This window comes from Vibrio sp. Of14-4, from assembly GCF_022347625.1.
GTDB lineage: Bacteria > Pseudomonadota > Gammaproteobacteria > Enterobacterales > Vibrionaceae > Vibrio > Vibrio pristinus.
Window position 1 is genome coordinate 43,501 of the sequence record NZ_JAKRGI010000020.1, and the last position, 18,026, is coordinate 61,526.

Sequence of the window (18,026 nt, forward strand, 5' to 3'; positions counted from 1 at the left end):
ATAACGAATGGCAAATAATTGGATATGAGGTTGATATGCAGGCTGTGGCCGCACTTCTAAAATCATTTTTAGGAAGTTTGAGAGATTTGTTGCCAATAGTGGCTGTCATTGCTTTTTTTCAACTTATTGTATTACAAGAGCCTTTACCCAACATGTTATCAATATTGTTTGGTCTCGTTTTGGTCGTAACGGGTCTAACCTTTTTTATCTTCGGACTAGAAATGGGGCTTTTTCCAATCGGAGAGTCGATGGCCCAGGCTTTTGCTCGGAAAGGAAGCGTTGCTTGGCTAATGCTATTTGCGTTTTGTCTAGGTTTTGGAACGACAGTGGCGGAGCCGGCTCTCACTGCGGTTTCTGCAGAGGCAGCTCAAGTCGCGGCAGAAGGGGGGATGATCGCGGCTAACGAGGCGTCAATGGATAGCTACGCAAATGGTCTGAGGTATACCGTTGCTCTATCAGTAGGGGTAGCCATTATGCTCGGCGTATTGCGTATCCTTCGAGGCTGGTCGATTCAGTACATGATTATCGGAGGCTACATAGGTGTTGTGGTATTGACGATGTTTGCACCCGAAAGCATTATTGGGGTTGCCTACGACTCTGGAGGGGTTACGACATCCACGATTACAGTGCCTCTCGTTACCGCATTAGGAGTTGGGCTAGCATCAGCAATTAAGGGGCGTAACCCCATGTTGGATGGATTTGGTCTAATTGCTTTTGCTTCTTTGTTGCCCATGATGTTTGTTATGGTTTACGGAATGGTGGTCGCGTGATTGCTTGGTCTGAATTTATAGGGACGTTTAGTAATACAATCACAGATGTATTGCCGATAGCATCAATTATTTTTGGCTTTCAGTTTGCGGTTTTGCGCCGCCCTGTGACCAATTGGCCTAAGGTTGTCGCTGGCTTTGGGTATGTCATTCTTGGCCTTTCTCTGTTTCTAATCGGACTTGAACTTGCATTGTTTCCTCTTGGTGAAACTATGGCAATGCAGTTGACCCAACCTTCTTTTTTACAAGAGTTTGGTACGGCTTCAGAGGGAACTATAGGCTGGCAGGATTATTATTGGGTGTATTTGTTTGCATTTTGTATTGGTTTTAGCACCACAATTGCCGAACCCTCTTTAATTGCGGTGGCGATAAAAGCTAACCAAGTGTCGGCTGGGGCAATCAGTGTCAATGGACTTCGTATCGCAGTCGCACTTGGAGTTGCTTTTGGTATTTCATTGGGTAGTTACAGAATTGTTGTAGGGGATCCTATCCATTACTACATCATCACAGGTTACATTGTTGTGGTCGCTCAGACATTTTATGCCCCTAAACTTATAGTGCCGCTCGCATACGACTCGGGAGGTGTAACAACTTCTACCGTAACCGTACCTTTAGTGGCGGCTTTGGGGTTGGGCCTAGCGTCTACAGTACCTGGACGAAACCCAATGATTGATGGTTTCGGGCTTATCGCATTTGCGAGCTTGTTTCCCATCATCTCTGTTATGGGGTACGCACAAATAACTCATTGGCTTGGCAAAAGCTCATCACAGGAGGACAAAGAGAATGCGCTTTAAATTGATACTCGCTTTTGTTGAAGATAGCAGAACTGATTCTGTGCTTGATGCAGCGAGAGAGGCTGGAGCAACAGGAGCGACCGTTATAAATCATGCAAGAGGAGAAGGGCTAAATAAGAAATCCACCTTTTTTGGCCTTACCCTAGAAGTACAAAAAGATGTACTTCTTTTTGTTGTTGAAGAACATCTTTCGAGGCATATCCTGGAGAAAATCAGTGAAGTGGGTGAGTTTGACCAAGAGTCTGGACAAGGCATTGCTGTGCAAATTGATGTTGAAGATGCGGTTGGCGTTGCCCACCAAGTAGCAAAATTGTCGGAAGTGGTAGGGAACGAGTTATGAGTGGTGATCAAAAAGTATGTGTCCGTGATGTTATGGCCGATAACTACGTTATGATAGATGGTCTAACGACGGTTAGGGAAGGTATTCTGCTGGCGAGAAAGCATCAAGTTAAAGCTTTAGTGGTTAATAAACGTAATGATGACGATGAATATGGCCTGGTATTAATGAATGATATAGCCAAAAAAGTACTAGCAATGAATCGCTCGCCTGATCGGGTAAACATATATGAAATTATGACTAAACCTGCGTTGGCAGTAGGTCCTGATATGCAGGTAAAATATTGCGCTAGGTTATTTGAACGTTTTGGTATCAGCCGTGCACCCGTGATCGAAAATGGTCAAATCCTTGGTATGGTCAGCTACAACAATATCGTACTCAGTGGCATGGCGAGGGATGAATAGCTATTCATCCCCCAAGCAGCGAAAATTGAAAGTGTTAGTTAGAAAATAGAACGGTAGAACCATGGTTTAGACTGGTTAGTAACAATGTATTCTCATTAACTATATCTATTCTTCGGCTTTGCTGAGCATCCATTTTAAAGATTTGAGTAATGAGCTTAAGCTGCTCTTCGGTGAAATCTTTACTTTGAGCTGAGGATACATCTTTAAATGTTACCGGTGATACTAGAAGGTAGTTATCACTGATATCCCATTCACCTTCTTCAGAAATGTTAATAACACTCTCATTTTTTGTGTCATTGCCATATAGTTTTACAGTAGCAAAGCGGTTGTACTGACCATTTGGCAAATATTTCACATTTGAATCTACGGTCACACGGCGAAGAGAGCCCACTGACTCTTCTCTTAAACTGTCCGTAATCAGTGTTACCATTCTTGACTGCCACTCTTTAGATATCAGCACTTGCTCAACTTTTAGATCACTTCCCCAATAAAGCCAACTACTAAACAAAGCTGACAAAACAAGTAAACCGGCTGCAATTTTATGGTTCATTTTATTTTTCCTATTGGCAAACTTTGTTGAGATCTTTTTGATCGGCAAATATACGAACAGTGATGTTTTCACCTGAACTAGCGACCGAGTGTATGTAGTTGAGTACTAGCTGGTTGTTTTGACCGCCTGTAGCAATGACTTCGACTGGTGCTACAGAAGCATGGACAGTGTTGTATCGCTTCACACACTGTTCGATTGATGGATACCAAGGAGTTAAATCTGGATGATTAATCGGTGTTTTTACCGGCGTACCATCATACATAGCAATTTGACGAAAGGTAGATTCAGCAGGGTTAGTAAATAAAATAACACTCAAGGGGATAAGTAATGCGAGTAATAACATGACTCGTATTCCCCATCGTGGTGATTCCACCGAGGGTGATGCTATTTGATCTGCTTGAGGCTTTGATTGAGCTATGGGGGAGTATTTTGTGTCGTCTATGCCTACATTGGTAGTGGTTTCACTATCTAGTTGGGTAGCTTCTAATGTTTCCTCTTCTTGAGACAGAGTACCACTCATCAAAGGCGTTGTGCGCTCGACACTACAAATCAATTGGTAACCACGTTTTGGTACTGTTTTGATAAATTGTGGTGACTTTGTTGAATCTTGGAGCTGTTTTCTAAGTGTTGAAATAGCTTGAGTTAAGCTCGAGTCATCAACTTCGAAACCTTGTTCTCTCCAAACAAAATCATGCAGTTCGTTTCGAGATACAATTTCATTGGGCTTTTCTGATAGCAAAAGCAAAATTCTGCTTTCATTGCTTCCCAAACGTATAACTTCGTTATTATCGTTTGAGTTGTCCACCAGAGAGTTTGTATTGGGGTCAAAAGTAAATCTATTTGAAAGATTGAACTTAGTGCCTATGTTACTCATTCGGTATAACCATCTTGTTAGTTAGGTTTTATCAGATGCGCCAAAAAACGTGTTTCGAGAGACGGTAAATATTGTTTTTGATTTTTTGAGGTGCAAGGATAGACAAAATAAAATCAAAAAAACAATGTTTTTATGAATTTTGACCTTGAATTTACATTTGGCACCCTCATGTTAGTTTGCAGATTATGTCAGCGTCGGCCTCATTTATAAATGTAAGGCCTGATAATTATAGATGTTATGGAGCGAACATGAGCGAAACGGCAACACAAAATAAAGAAACTCGTGGCTTTCAGTCTGAAGTAAAACAGTTACTTCACTTGATGATTCATTCTCTTTATTCGAATAAAGAGATTTTTTTACGTGAGCTTATCTCTAATGCTTCGGATGCTTCGGATAAACTACGTTTCCAAGCTTTGTCTAATCCTGATTTATATCAAGGGGATGCAGATCTTGGTGTCAAACTCTCTTTTGATGAAAGCTCCAATACACTAACTATTTCTGACAATGGTATAGGCATGAGCCGCGATGATGTTATCGAGCATCTAGGTACTATTGCTAAATCGGGTACAGCAGAGTTTTTCTCGAAGTTGTCAGAGGACCAATCTAAAGACTCACAACTCATTGGCCAGTTTGGTGTTGGTTTTTATTCCGCATTTATTGTTGCGGACGCAGTAACTGTTCGCACTCGCGCCGCAGGAATTGCATCGGATGAAGCAGTTCAGTGGCATTCAGCGGGTGAAGGTGAATACACGATAGAAACCATTTCAAAAGAATCTCGTGGTACCGACATTGTTCTTCATATGCGTGAAGAAGGCAAAGAATTCTTAAATGAGTGGCGCCTTCGTGAGGTGATCAGCAAGTATTCTGACCACATCGGTATTCCAGTGTCTATTCAGACTGCAGAACGTGATGAAGAAGGAAAAGAAACGGGTGAGAAAAAGTGGGAGCAAATTAATAAGGCTCAAGCGCTTTGGACTCGTAACAAATCAGATATCTCAGAAGAAGAGTATCAAGAATTCTACAAGCATGTTTCACATGACTTCGCCGATCCTTTGCTTTGGAGCCATAATCGTGTAGAAGGTAAGAACGACTACACTAGCTTATTGTATATTCCAGCTAAAGCACCTTGGGATATGATGAACCGCGATCATAAATCTGGTCTTAAGCTTTACGTTCAACGTGTTTTCATCATGGATGACGCAGAACAATTTATGCCGTCATACTTACGTTTTGTTCGTGGCTTAATAGATTCTAATGATCTGCCGCTAAATGTGTCACGTGAAATCCTTCAGGATAACAAAGTGACTCAGTCACTGCGCAATGCGTGCACCAAGCGTGTTTTGACTATGCTTGAGCGCATGGCAAAAAATGATGAAGAGAAATATCAGTCATTTTGGAAAGAATTTGGTCTTGTGCTAAAAGAAGGCCCAGCAGAAGACATGGCCAACAAAGAGAAAGTGGCTGCCTTGCTGCGTTTTGCTTCTACAGACAATGACTCTGAAGAACAAAGCGTTGGTTTAGCATCTTATGTTGAGCGTATGAAAGAAGGTCAAGATAAGATCTATTACTTGACGGCGGATAGCTATGCAGCTGCAAAAAACAGCCCTCATTTAGAGCAGTTTAAAGCAAAAGGTATTGAAGTCATTTTGATGTTTGATCGTATTGATGAATGGCTCATGAACTATCTAACTGAGTTTGACGGTAAGCAATTCCAGTCTATCACCAAAGCAGGCCTTGATCTTAGCCAGTTTGAAGATGAAGCTGAGAAAGAAAAACAGAAAGAAACGGAAGAAGAGTTTAAATCTGTTGTCGATCGCACTAAAGAGTATTTAGGCGATCGCGTAAAAGAAGTTCGTACGACTTTCAAACTTGCTTCAACTCCCGCTGTTGTTGTGACGGATGATTTTGAAATGGGTACACAAATGGCTAAGCTACTTGCCGCGGCAGGACAAGCAGCCCCTGAAGTGAAATACATTTTTGAAATTAACCCAGAGCACGATCTCGTTAAACGTATGGCTGATGAAGCCGATGAAGAAGCATTTGGCCGCTGGGTTGAAGTGCTGCTTGGTCAAGCTATGTTAGCTGAACGAGGTTCTATGGAAGACCCATCACAATTTGTTGGTGCGATTAATTCGCTGCTGGCAAACTAATAATATTGATTAAAAAGCTCGTAATATGCGGGCTTTTTAACGATTGAGTTCTATTGCTCATACAGAGAGGTTGCTAAGGTTAGTGTGAGTAAGTGGGCAATCTTAGCTTTTGAACTGATCTTTAGTGACCGATTGTGTGATAGAATGCAATCTTGAAACTCAGTGAACAGGCGTGTAATGTGCACGCCTGTTTTATTATCACTAAATAACACTTATACCAAAACTTATCGTCGCATAACACTGCGTATCGTAGTGAAATCAATATTGTGAGCTTCGGTATAAATCAACAATCTTAAGAGGATTTAACATGCGCATCATTCTTCTAGGTGCTCCAGGTGCAGGCAAAGGCACTCAGGCTCAATTCATCATGGAGAAATATGGTATTCCACAGATTTCTACTGGTGATATGTTACGTGCTGCGATCAAAGCTGGCACTGAGCTTGGCAAGCAAGCCAAAGCTGTTATCGATGCTGGTCAGCTAGTCTCTGATGACATTATCCTTGGCTTAATCAAAGAACGTATTGCGCAAGATGACTGCGAGAAAGGTTTTTTGCTTGATGGTTTTCCACGTACAATCCCTCAGGCTGATGGCCTAAAAGAAATGGGTGTTGTGGTTGATTATGTTATTGAGTTCGATGTAGCAGATGATGTCATTGTTGAACGCATGGCGGGTCGACGCGCTCATTTGGCCTCTGGTCGTACTTACCACGTTACTTACAACCCGCCTAAGGTTGAAGGTAAGGATGATATCACTGGTGAAGATCTCGTTGTGCGCGATGATGATAAAGAAGAGACGGTTCGCGCGCGCCTTGGTGTGTACCATGAACAAACAGCGCCTCTCATTGAGTATTATGGCAAAGAAGCTCAAGCAGGAAGCACTCAATATCTAAAATTTGATGGCACGAAACGCGTTGAAGAAGTGAGTGCGGATATAGAAAAAGCACTAGCTTAATTCTATTTACATCGCAATTAAAAAGTTTGATATAGTGAAAGCGACCGTTTAGGTCGCTTTTTTATCTTTACCTTTTGATCGGTAAAGAGGTTTACATCGTAAAGCCTGTTTTATAGTGTCGATGAGGTGTTATGCAAAGTACAAAAAAACAAGGGGTGCTGTTGGTTAACTTGGGAACACCTGATGCACCGACAGCCCCAGCAGTAAAACGCTTCTTAAGCCAGTTTCTGCATGATAAGCGAGTGGTAGATATGACGCGTTGGCTTTGGTGTCCGCTATTGCACGGCGTTATTTTGCCAATACGTTCGCCCAAAGTAGCCAAGTTATATCAAACGGTATGGATGGACGAAGGTTCGCCTCTTCTGGTATATGCCAAAAGGCAAGCCGATAAACTTAAACAGCAGATTGATATGCCAGTAGAGCTTGGAATGACTTATGGCAACCCTAGTCTTAAGACTGGGCTTGAAAAGTTGATGGAATCGGGTGTTGAAGACGTTATTGTGCTGCCTCTTTACCCTCAGTATTCTAGTACAACGACAGCTGCGGTGTCTGATGGGTTAACCAAGGCCTTTCAATCTATCCCTGTGATGCCCAATTATCGACTAGTGCGTGATTATCATGATCATCCCACTTATATTAAGGCCTTAGCTGAAAGTGTCCGACGTTCTTGGCAAGAAAAAGGTCAAGGCGATTACTTGTTGTGCTCTTACCACGGCATTCCCAAGCGCTATGCAGATAATGGTGACATCTACCCTAATCATTGTGAAGCAACCACTGAATTATTAAGACTTGAATTAGGTTTAACAAAAGAGCAAGTTGGGATGACTTATCAGTCTCGATTTGGTCGTGAAGAGTGGCTGCAACCTTATACGGACAAGACGCTTGAGCAACTTCCTAGTAAAGGCGTTAAGAAGCTGGATATTATTACTCCGGCTTTTTCCTCAGATTGCCTGGAAACGTTGGAAGAAATCTCAGAGCAATGCTGCGAGATTTTCATTGAACATGGAGGAGACGTGTTTAATTTTATTCCATGTTTGAATGATGATGAGCTTCATATCCAAATGATGATAGAGATAATTAACGAGTCCTAAAGTAATGCCAAATAAAAGCCACCTTCGGGTGGCTTTTATTCTATGGATAAGGTCGGCAAAAGGTTTCAACGCCTTGCCAAAGCACGGACTTAGGACGCTGAATATATTTAATATCGTGCAATGCTTCTTGCCATAGTTCTAAACAAGCTTGTTTTCTATTTTGGCTTGAATAGAGATCAAAGACATGTTCCGCTGGAAGTGTTGTTGTTAATGCCGAGATCGCTTTCAAATAATAGGCAAGATACATCTGCTTGTTGCCTTTTTCTCGATTGATATTGGCTTGGAGAAGAAAAATCAGCGCATTATCAGGAATTTCAGCGGCGTATTCTCGTTCAAGCATCCTAAGGCTTCGCTCAACATCTCCTGAGCGATAGGTAATAAGAGCCAGCAACATATGCAAATCGGGTGGAGTAATTGGCTCACGTTCCTTAACTTTAGCGATCCATTTTTTAAAATCGGCTTGTGATTGGTCTGTAAAAAGTAATTCTCGGGTGTAAAACAGCACTTCCATATCTGAAAGAGGACGGCTGAGTAAGTTATTCAAGTTGGTATTGGAAATCGGTATGATGGAGCCAGACACGTGATGAGAAAAGCTTTGTATATCTTGTGGCAGCTTAAAGTAATCACTTAAATCAGCATTTAATTGATTCACGGTTTCGGTTAGTTGCTGTGGTTCAAAAGGATAAATCTTTCGCCATGCCACTCTTCCTGAAGCTGTTAGGTGCAAAAGGCTTTCCAAGTGGACTTTTCCGCCCTCATCTTCCCACAAATTAAAACGTAAACGGTAATCTGAGTCATAGGCGGCATCTGAGCCAGGGAAGTGGCAGTGCTCGCTTAAGCTGTGCAAATAAAAGCTCGGTGAACTCATGTTAGACAGATGAATATAGGGAGATGAACTGTAGGCATAGAGGATCAGCGCTTTGATTTTGAGTGCGGCATCCTCAAGCCCCTCATCTTCACAAACTACAGTATCAAGCAACAGCCGTACTTGAGGGACATGCAGGGTATTATTTTGTTTACTTTGGTTGAAGTGGGACCAAGTATGTATTGCAAGCAATATAGTCAATGCGGCAAACACAACACTAAGACTCCATCCCATGTAGCGCATAATGGTGTTCTTAGTGGTGGAATTTGCGGATATATTGGGAGTTGGGCTTGGTGTACTGGTTTCGTCTTTGTCGATAAGCTGAACAAAACTTTGTGGGATATAGTAACCGCGCTTGGGGTAGGTTACGATGATTTTGGTTGAATCGGCTTGCTCAGTATGCTGACGAAACAGGTTACGCAATAAGCTTATTCGGTTTGTTACCACATTTTTCGAGATGTATTGGTTTTCCCACACCAACTCGATAAATTCATCAATAGAGGTAGGCTCATCCACGTTAGAAAGTAACACTTCCAACAAGGCGATGTTTCTGGGTTCGAGTGGAATCTCTTCTTGCCCTGAGCGTAAAGACTTGTCATGAGGGTTGTAGACAATATCGGCGATGGCAAGGTTGCAATGTTCGTTTTTGGCTTTTTCGAGTAAATTCATTCATCTCTATTGATAAATAGCATTATATAGTCAGTGTATCCTAATTTTGCTGTCGAATATAAGTGTAAGAAATGTTGTTTCTGTCCCATAAATGAGAATTTGTTTGGGTGGGATTGATTATTAATCGATAAATCAATGGATTAAACTAAATGTTGCGAATGATTTAGTCGACAATGGGATAAGTCTAGTACTTGATAATTACATCTATTCATGGCGATACCGCCAAGGTTACGGTATCACCCTTGTTGGTTAAAACTTGAATTTAGCGTTAAGGTAAGCATTGTAGTTTGAGTCAACACTTACGTTTAAGCCTATATCAGAATTCTTAATATCGTTGCTGAAATAGTAGCTATAACGGTAGCCTACTTCTAAAGCAAAATTCTCGGTAAAGTTGTACCCTAAACCTAGATTGATACCCGAAGATAGCCCTGTATTGTCATCTTTTGTAGCAGGAGGATTTGTATCCTCTAAGATTGTTTTTTGATAGCCAAGGTTACCGCCAGCAAGTAAGTAAAGTTGACTGGTGATATAGCTTAAGTAGTCTGCACCGGCTCCCAACTCACGAGTAACTATATCAGCATTGTTGTATGAATCACTCGCCGACCCTCGTATATAGCCATATGCACGCAGGCTGTCATTAAAATAATGGCCTATTTTTAGCCCGAATGAACCCATATCATTTATTTGCTTAAAGGTTTGCGAACTTGAGCTAGGGCCAGAATAATCATACTCACCAGCGCCAATTCCAAGTGCAAAATAAGTGTTAGCAAACGAAGGCATAGAAACCATCGCTGTTACCCCTGCTATAACCAATGTTTTTTTCATCTTATTCCCTTTTTATATCCTAGATATTCGTCAAATATATAAATTAGATTTTATCTATATGCAATTTCATGCATAAATCTTAGAACACGTTTGAGAATTTGCATTGAATAAAAATACTATGTAAATAATTGATAGTTATAACAAATAATGACTTTGGAGACGAAAGCTAGATGAGGCTAGCAATGGTTTGATTAGCCAAGCTTGCAGAGAAAGAAGGGACTATTCCATGCAGCCAGATTCGGTAGAGTAGAAACAAATAATGCCGCAATAAGCGGCATTATGTTATTCATCAAATCGTCTTAGAACGCGAAGTTAGCGTTGATATAAGCAATATCAGTAGCATCAACGTTAAGCTCTATTTCTTTGATTTCATTGCTAAAATATTGGTTATGGCGGTAACCTAGTTCCATACCAAAATTATCAGTAAACTTGTAACCCAAACCTAAATTAGCACCTGCTGCAAGACCAGTATTGTCTCTTTTAAGGCCGACAACGTCATTCTCAACTACTGTTTTTTGGTATCCAAGGTTACCGCCAGCAAGTAGGTAAAACTTATCATTTACATAGTGTAGGTAATCAGCACCGATACCTGCTTCACGAGTGGTTACGTCTGTATGAAGATATTCGTCACTCACAGAAAGCTGAAGGTAGCCATAACCACGTACATTTTGATTTAGGTAATGACCTACTTTCATTCCAAATACACCCATGTCGTCAATTTCTTTAGCTGCACTCGCAGTCTTTCCGGAGTAATCGTATTTACCAGCACCTAATTCAAGAGCGAAGTAGGTATCGTTAGCAAGCGAAGGCATAGAAGCGCTAGCAGCAACCGCTGCAATAAGTAATGCTTTTTTCATGTGTTATACACTCAAGTTGTTGTCTTTAAGAAAAAGAGGTAACTAAGTGAGCGGTCACCCACTAAAGAGCCTCTAGTTTAAGGCGCCGCATCTTGGTACGACTTTTTTGTGAAGGGGGAAAGTTACTGCAAACTGGTGTGATGAAGCGATAAACAAAATTAAAAACAGTTGAATAAAGTTAAATTTTATATCTAACCTGTTGTTTTGTTTGTCATTAATATCTTTTGTTACTCTGATTTTATAAGACTCGCACCTGAATTTTCAGGTGCTTTAAAATATAATTTCATAAAAGTTAAGGGCTATTTGTTACTTTTAGGGTAGGTTTGATATTCAAATACTTGCCCATCTTGGTTAAATGCATACACGGTATAAGCCTGTTTTTGAGCGCCATTTTCCATCCCTGGAGAGCCTATCGGCATACCGGGGACAGCTAGTCCTTTTGCACCTTTAGGCGGGTTGGCTAAAAACACTTTGATATCTTTGGCAGGGATATGGCCTTCAAAAACGTAGCCATTAATCTCGGCGGTATGACAAGATGCTAACTGTGGTGTAATACCCAGCTCTTTTTTGATGCCATTGATATTATCATGCAGTTTTTCTTTTACCGTGAAGCCTTCTTCTTGCATGTGCTTGGTCCAAGCCGTGCAGCAGCCGCAATAAGGCGATTTGTGATTGATAACATCGGCAGCCAGAACTTGGTGCGAGAGAAGTAAAAACGGCGCAAGTGCGACAAGGTTAATTTTCATAGTGACCTCTGATAGGGTGTGAAGGTTTAAACAGACGCAGGCGATTAGCGTTGCTGACCACAGTGATGGAAGAGAGCGCCATGGCTGCGCCAGCAACCACAGGGCTGAGTAAAAAGCCAAAAGCTGGGTAGAGAACACCTGCTGCAATAGGGATACCCAAACTGTTATAAATAAAGGCGCCAAACAAGTTTTGCTTCATATTTTTTATGCTAGCTTTAGATAATTCAATTGCTTTAACTACGCCCACAGGCGATGAGTGCAGTAGAGTCATCTGAGCACTTTCAATCGCAACATCACTGCCACTTCCCATCGCAATACTGATATCGGCGGTTGCAAGGGCTGGTGCATCATTCACCCCATCACCAATCATAGCAACGCGCTGACCTTGTGTTTGTAATTGCTTAATATGCCGCGCTTTTTGATCGGGCAGCACTTGGGCGATAACCGTTTTTATTCCTAGCTGGGAAGCAATCGAATTTGCCACATCTTGATTGTCCCCGGTTAACATCACAGTATTGATGCCCATTGAATTTAAACTGTCAATTGCCTGTTTGGAGTCTGGTTTAATTGGGTCACTAATAGCAATGATTCCTAGCACATTATTTTTTTGGACGACAATAACTGGCGTCCATGCATAAGTGGCACATTGCTCAATTTCTGAGTTGAAAGCATCAGTGTTTATCCCTTGCTGCTTAGCATAGTTGAGGGACACAACTGAGGTCTGTTCATCATGAACTAGACCTGTTACCCCCATACCGCGCAGATTGGTAAACTGACTCGCCTCTTCAAGGTGAAGTTGTTTTTGCTCGGCAAGGTCAACAATGGCTTTACCAAGAGGATGCTCGGAATGTTGTTCTAAACTTGCCGCCAAAGTGAGTAGGTGGCTTTCATCTCCAGCCTTGACAAACACAGATTCAACTTGAGGCTTACCTTGTGTTAGCGTGCCCGTTTTATCAAACACTACTGTATTTATTTTACTGGCAGACTGAAGCACGTCGGCATCTTTAATCAGTATGCCCATTTCTGCAGCTTTTCCGATTCCGACGGTGACTGAAAGTGGGGTAGCCAAGCCAAGCGCGCAGGGACAAGCGATAATAAGCACAGTTGTGGAGACAATTAACATATAACTGGCTTTGGGTTCAGGCCCATACAAAAGCCAAACTAATGCAGAAACAAGCGCAATTACTACGACAACAGGAACAAATACAGAAGAAATCTGATCAGCCAGCTTGGCTATTGCTGGTTTACTACTTTGCGCTGTGCGCACCATATTAATGATCCTGGCTAACATGGTATTGCGACCAACGCTGGTGGCTTTTATCACCAGACTGCCGTCTTGATTTACGGTTCCGGCTGAGACCAGAGAGCCTTGCTCCTTAAACACTGGAATGGGTTCGCCAGTTAACATGGACTCGTTAAGATAGGATTGACCCGATAAGACGATTCCGTCAACAGGGATTTTCTCACCAGGCTTAATTCTAAGTTGCATCCCTTGTGTTATCTCTTTTATCGCCATGACTTTATCGCCGTATTCTGTAATGACGGTAGCATTGCTTGGCTGAAGGTTGATTAACGATTGAAGTGAAAGTGTGGTTTTAGCTTTAGCTTTGGCTTCGATGTAATGCCCGAGAGAAATCAAGCCTATTATCATGGCGCTGGCTTCAAAATAAACATGGCGTGACGCTTGTGGAAACCATTGAGGAAAACTCACGATCAGCATGGAAAACAGCCAGGCTGAACCTGTACCAAGGGCAACTAATGTGTCCATTGTTGCTCGTTTATTACTCAGCGCTTGCCATGCGTTGGTAAAGAAGGAGCGCCCTGCTGTTGCTAGTAACCATAAGCATATCAGTCCAATAGCGCCCCAGATGAGTTGGTCTTGAGTGCCGCGTATCATCATATTGCCGCCTAGTACTCCCCAAAGCATGAGCGGAGCGCCGATCGCTAAGCCTTGCCAAGCACTTTTTTTGTGCTGGTCTTGTATGCATTTTTGTTTGACTAACTGCTCTTGCTGCAGACTTTCTGGGTCGAGAACATATTCGGCCTGATATCCGGCTTTCTTCACCGAGTCTAAAACAGATGCGATAATGGATTTATCATTTGATAGACTGAAAACAATGGCACTTTGCTCGGCTAGATTGACTTGCGCGCGCTCTACCCGATCTACATTAATTAACGCGCGCTCAACAGACGCCACGCAGCTTGCGCAGGTCATGCCTGAGATGAAAAAGTTTAAAGGATAGGTGCTGCTTTTTTCAGTTAATGTTAATTGCCCAGGTTGGGAAGAGGTTTGCTGCTGTGACTCGGGTATCTCAGATTGTTCGCGACTCGCTTTATAGCCAACTGATTCAACTAGATCTTTGATCTCTTGCTCAGTAAGTAGCGTGGAAAGAGACAATTCAGTTTTCGATACTTGAAAATGTCCGATACCTGTATGGCTGTTTAGAGCGTTTTCGAGCTTAGTGACACATTTGGTACAGCTTAAACCTTCAAGATGGAAGTGATACTGATGACCGGCATGATAGCCAAGGGTAATAATAGATGATTCTATCTCTTTAAACGGGCTGTTTGTCTCCAAACACACAAGTTTAGGCGTTAGCTCATGGATTAATGCGCTATGTTCATGTATTAAGAGACGTTCTACTTTACGTGCACATCCCATACAACTTAAGCCTGAAAGTGGAATATCTAACCTTTGCATTTTCTGCCCCTCACTATAAACCATGGGTAAGGATAAACCTTACCTTTGGGGTAAGGTCAAGAAGTGTATTATTGCGTTACTAGGGATGAGAGATCAGTTTGTATGGGTGAATTTTGTCACTAGTGGATTGTAGATTTGGAGATCAATGATAAAATACGCGCAATTTTAGCGCCTTCTCATGGTGCAGTCATTCAGCTAATCAAGGTATTTTTAAATGACGGTTAAAACTCGTTTTGCTCCTAGCCCTACAGGCTATCTTCACGTTGGCGGTGCTCGCACAGCATTGTATTCATGGCTTTTTGCAAAAAACCAAGGTGGTGAGTTTGTTCTACGTATCGAAGATACTGACTTAGAGCGTAACTCTCAGCAAGCCGTCGATGCGATTCTTGAAGGGATGCAGTGGATGGGGCTAGAGTGTGATGAAGGACCTTATTTCCAGTCTAAGCGCTTTGATCGTTACAACGAAATGGTTGATACCTTGCTAGCTCAAGACAAAGCGTATAAATGTTATGCGTCAAAAGAGCTTCTTGATGAAATTCGAGCTGAGCAAGAAGAAAATAAGCAAATGCCTCGTTATGATGCGAGTCACCCCAAAATCATAGCGGCCAATGAAGCAGCGAAAGACGGCGATCCGTGTGTAGTGCGTTTTCGTAACCCAACACAAGGCAGTGTTGTGTTTGAAGATCAGATCCGTGGCCGTATTGAAATCGCTAACGATCAATTAGATGATCTGATTATTCGCCGAACTGATGGCGCACCAACTTATAACTTTGTGGTTGTCGTTGATGATTGGGATATGGGAATCACTCATGTTGTGCGCGGTGAAGACCATATTAATAACACCCCACGTCAAATTAACATCTATGAAGCTCTGGGTGCCCCAGTTCCGACATTCGCTCATTGCGCGATGATCTTGGGCGATGATGGTGCTAAGTTATCTAAGCGTCATGGGGCTGTTTCTGTAATGCAATATCGCGATGAAGGCTACTTGCCAAATGCGCTTAATAACTACTTGGTTCGTTTGGGCTGGTCTCATGGCGATCAGGAGATATTCTCTCAGCAAGAGATGATAAAGCTATTCACCCTCGATGCTATTTCCAAATCAGCTTCTGCATTTAACACTGAAAAGCTCTTGTGGTTAAACAATCACTATATTAAAACGTCAGATCCTGAGTATGTAGCAGAGCACTTACAGTGGCATTTGGACAACCAAAAACTCAATGTAGAAAACGGCCCTGCACTTACTCAAGTGATTAAACTTGTCGGTGAACGTTGTAATACACTTGTTGAACTGGCTGAGCAAATTCGCTACTTCTACGAAGATTTCTCTGATTTTGAAGCTGGAGCGGCGAAGAAACATTTACGTGGTGTCGCAAAAGGTCCACTAGAGCTTGCTTTAGCGAAAGTTGAAACGCTAGAAAATTGGAATACGGCAAGTATAAAAGAGAATGTGATTGCTGCGGTATGTGAAGAGCTAGATATTGGTATGGGCAAAATTGGTATGCCTTTGCGTGTTGCAGTGACAGGGGGGGGGCAATCACCATCTGTTGATGCTGTTATGGAGTTAGTTGGTAGAGAGCGAGTTATTGCTCGAATCAAGATGGCGCTAGCCTTCATTTCACAACGAGAAGCTAGCGCGTAAAGTTCTTTAGAAGCTCACTGTGATATTAAAAGCCGCAGCTCGTGTTGCGGTTTTTTGTATTAAACAACATTAGTTAACCATGTTTAGATTGATAGCTTGATAAATGGCTGAAGGTAGGTAGAAACTGTTTATTTAAGATCTATGCTGGTTAGACGCCCCATAAACTCGAGAATTTCTAAGTTGTCTTTGTTGGCTTCTAACAGGGCTTTTTTGGTTTTTGTGTAGGCGGCGAGACGACCATGCTTTTTGATTGAACAAACAATGCTTCTGTATATCAGTTTGCCGTTTTTATCATAATTTCGCCATGCAGCAATATAGCATTCGTCCTTTGCATCCGGGTTAGTTTTAGTTGGTCTAGGTTTGAAAATAATCTTTGGCTCAACAGAATGGGGGAGCCGTGTCATTAGGTATGGGTCTTTGAGTAACTTACGCCAGAATTTGCCCCACATGGCACTACCCAATTCATTTCTGAGCTTAATGGCTTTTTTGAGTCCTTTTTTTTCACCGATCTTTACGTAGCCCACGGAGCGATGCAACACCTTATCATCTGGTGTATGGATGTGGATTTTAAACGCGGTTTTGGCTTTGGAGATAAAACGGTGACCAGTGTTTGTAGTCAGATTACTCTTCTTCATTCAACAACTATGGATAATTTTGTTAATAAGTATTTTAGTTGAATGTAGATGATTGGTGAAGGGCTTATTCGTCTTTCCTTACAGTGTGAAAGTGAAAATAGTCACTTTTTTTTGAAAATAAATGGTAAGTGATTGTAATTAAATGCCTTTTCGCTTTGAATAAATAATAAGTTCTTTACATATTTTATTTAAAGTATGACTCTTTTCTCATGTTATCTAAGTTGATGATTTTTTGAATTAAATGAGTTGGTCTGTGACTATATATATGATTTTTAAGTTTTTATATTGAGGTTTAGGGTGGATTATAATCGAGAGTATTATACCAATGGTATTGTCCAGCTTGATGCAGCCAAAGAATTAATGCGACTCATGCCCAGACAGGCAGATTCAGTACTTGATGTTGGTTGTGGTTCAGGGAAAGTAGCTCATCTGATTTATGAGCATATTTTGCCTAACTTCATGTTGGCAATCGATAGCTCTGCTGAGATGGTCAATCAAGCAAGGCTTTTACACCCAGATAGCAAGGTGATGTTCTCCCACCAAAAAATAGAGCAATTTGTATCTAATCAGTCTTTTGACCTCATTACGTCTAACTCCTCGTTTCAGTGGTTTCAAAATTATGACGCTTCGATAAATGCGCTTAAAAATGCGCTCAATCCTAGAGGAGTGTTTGTCCTACAAACGCCATACAAACAAAACTGGTGCCCACAAGTATCAGTATTAATGAACGAATTCTTTACTCGTTATTATCCAGAACTAGGTCAGTGTTTTACGCTGCCCTGCATGCATTTTGATGACCCTGAGCAATATGCTGATTTATTTGAATCAAAGAACTTCACTACTGCTTCACTGGTGACCCGAAACTTTGAGTATCGATTTAAAGGCGATGATTTTAGGAAATTCTTTATGTCAGGGGCGTACAAAGTGTATACCCATGAGAAAAGTTACTCAGTTGCTATACCGGATAGATTTGCTGAGGATTTAGAGCGTTTTGTTTCTCAAAAGGTGATAAATCAATCTGTCTTTTCGGTGACTATTTCCAGAGTGTTGGCGAGTTTTAAACCTCATATAGGGGGGAGGGAGGCATAGAGAGCTTAATTAAGATGGAATATGGAATATAGCTTATTTCTAGAGGTTAATTTGCCTATTAGGAAATACATAGGTTTT

General features: G+C 41.7%; 17 protein-coding genes. 9 read left to right on the top strand and 8 right to left on the bottom strand.

The window, feature by feature from the left end; translation table 11 throughout:
- The first annotated feature begins 35 nt into the window (after positions 1–35).
- The 4 genes from MHN79_RS17080 to MHN79_RS17095 are packed head-to-tail and all read left to right on the top strand — an operon-like array spanning position 36 to position 2,302.
- The gene (locus tag MHN79_RS17080) at positions 36–770 is read left to right on the top strand and encodes a DUF1538 domain-containing protein (protein WP_239173893.1); all 735 of its coding nucleotides are present in this window, start codon (positions 36–38) and stop codon (positions 768–770) included.
- The gene (locus MHN79_RS17085; protein WP_239173872.1) at positions 767–1,561 is read left to right on the top strand and encodes a DUF1538 domain-containing protein; all 795 of its coding nucleotides are present in this window, start codon (positions 767–769) and stop codon (positions 1,559–1,561) included. The genes MHN79_RS17080 and MHN79_RS17085 overlap by 4 nt, the downstream gene beginning before the upstream one ends.
- Positions 1,551–1,901, top strand: coding sequence for a P-II family nitrogen regulator (locus MHN79_RS17090; RefSeq protein ID WP_114786579.1), 351 nt, complete (start codon positions 1,551–1,553; stop codon positions 1,899–1,901). Before MHN79_RS17085 ends, MHN79_RS17090 begins: the two co-directional genes overlap by 11 nt.
- Positions 1,898–2,302 (top strand): CBS domain-containing protein, encoded by a 405-nt coding sequence (locus MHN79_RS17095; RefSeq protein ID WP_160926193.1) that lies wholly within the window; start codon positions 1,898–1,900, stop codon positions 2,300–2,302. Before MHN79_RS17090 ends, MHN79_RS17095 begins: the two co-directional genes overlap by 4 nt.
- Positions 2,303–2,336: 34 nt before the next feature.
- On the opposite strand, the gene MHN79_RS17100 is transcribed toward MHN79_RS17095, so the two are convergent.
- Both MHN79_RS17100 and MHN79_RS17105 read right to left on the bottom strand, forming a co-directional pair.
- The gene (locus tag MHN79_RS17100) at positions 2,337–2,852 is read right to left on the bottom strand and encodes a regulatory protein ToxS (protein WP_152429809.1); all 516 of its coding nucleotides are present in this window, start codon (positions 2,850–2,852) and stop codon (positions 2,337–2,339) included.
- 10 nt (positions 2,853–2,862) lie between these two features.
- The gene (locus MHN79_RS17105; protein ID WP_239173873.1) at positions 2,863–3,726 is read right to left on the bottom strand and encodes a transcriptional regulator; all 864 of its coding nucleotides are present in this window, start codon (positions 3,724–3,726) and stop codon (positions 2,863–2,865) included.
- Positions 3,727–3,974: 248 nt separating this feature from the next.
- Here MHN79_RS17105 and htpG point away from each other — a divergent pair, with 248 nt between their 5' ends.
- From htpG to hemH, 3 genes are all read left to right on the top strand, one after another.
- Complete coding sequence (htpG, locus tag MHN79_RS17110) at positions 3,975–5,876, top strand: molecular chaperone HtpG (protein ID WP_239173874.1); 1,902 nt, start codon at positions 3,975–3,977, stop codon at positions 5,874–5,876.
- Between the two features lie 307 nt (positions 5,877–6,183).
- Positions 6,184–6,828 carry an adenylate kinase gene (gene adk / locus MHN79_RS17115; RefSeq protein WP_114786585.1) on the top strand — a complete coding sequence of 215 codons (645 nt, stop codon included), beginning with the start codon at positions 6,184–6,186 and terminating at the stop codon, positions 6,826–6,828.
- 131 nt (positions 6,829–6,959) lie between these two features.
- Positions 6,960–7,919: a ferrochelatase gene (hemH, locus tag MHN79_RS17120; protein ID WP_239173875.1), complete on the top strand. Its 960-nt coding sequence runs from the start codon at positions 6,960–6,962 to the stop codon at positions 7,917–7,919.
- Positions 7,920–7,959: 40 nt separating this feature from the next.
- On the opposite strand, the gene MHN79_RS17125 is transcribed toward hemH, so the two are convergent.
- The 5 genes from MHN79_RS17125 to MHN79_RS17145 all read right to left on the bottom strand — a co-directional run bounded on the left by MHN79_RS17125 (position 7,960) and on the right by MHN79_RS17145 (position 14,582).
- Positions 7,960–9,453 (bottom strand): winged helix-turn-helix domain-containing protein, encoded by a 1,494-nt coding sequence (locus tag MHN79_RS17125; RefSeq protein ID WP_239173876.1) that lies wholly within the window; start codon positions 9,451–9,453, stop codon positions 7,960–7,962.
- Between the two features lie 249 nt (positions 9,454–9,702).
- Positions 9,703–10,278 (bottom strand): outer membrane beta-barrel protein, encoded by a 576-nt coding sequence (locus MHN79_RS17130; protein WP_239173877.1) that lies wholly within the window; start codon positions 10,276–10,278, stop codon positions 9,703–9,705.
- Positions 10,279–10,577: 299 nt separating this feature from the next.
- A complete protein-coding gene (locus MHN79_RS17135; RefSeq protein WP_239173878.1) occupies positions 10,578–11,135 on the bottom strand; it encodes an outer membrane beta-barrel protein in 558 nt (185 codons plus the stop codon).
- A 299-nt stretch (positions 11,136–11,434) separates the two neighbouring features.
- Positions 11,435–11,881, bottom strand: a complete 447-nt coding sequence (locus MHN79_RS17140) for a DUF411 domain-containing protein (protein WP_239173879.1) — start codon at positions 11,879–11,881, stop codon at positions 11,435–11,437.
- Positions 11,871–14,582: a heavy metal translocating P-type ATPase gene (locus MHN79_RS17145; RefSeq protein ID WP_239173880.1), complete on the bottom strand. Its 2,712-nt coding sequence runs from the start codon at positions 14,580–14,582 to the stop codon at positions 11,871–11,873. Before MHN79_RS17145 ends, MHN79_RS17140 begins: the two co-directional genes overlap by 11 nt.
- A gap of 214 nt (positions 14,583–14,796) precedes the next feature.
- Here MHN79_RS17145 and gltX point away from each other — a divergent pair, with 214 nt between their 5' ends.
- Complete coding sequence (gltX, locus tag MHN79_RS17150) at positions 14,797–16,224, top strand: glutamate--tRNA ligase (RefSeq protein WP_239173881.1); 1,428 nt, start codon at positions 14,797–14,799, stop codon at positions 16,222–16,224.
- 128 nt (positions 16,225–16,352) lie between these two features.
- On the opposite strand, the gene MHN79_RS17155 is transcribed toward gltX, so the two are convergent.
- Positions 16,353–16,859 carry a Fe3+-citrate ABC transporter substrate-binding protein gene (locus MHN79_RS17155; RefSeq protein WP_114786776.1) on the bottom strand — a complete coding sequence of 169 codons (507 nt, stop codon included), beginning with the start codon at positions 16,857–16,859 and terminating at the stop codon, positions 16,353–16,355.
- Positions 16,860–17,156: 297 nt separating this feature from the next.
- Here MHN79_RS17155 and MHN79_RS17160 point away from each other — a divergent pair, with 297 nt between their 5' ends.
- The gene (locus MHN79_RS17160) at positions 17,157–17,948 is read left to right on the top strand and encodes a methyltransferase domain-containing protein (protein WP_239173882.1); all 792 of its coding nucleotides are present in this window, start codon (positions 17,157–17,159) and stop codon (positions 17,946–17,948) included.
- Positions 17,949–18,026 lie beyond the last annotated feature (78 nt).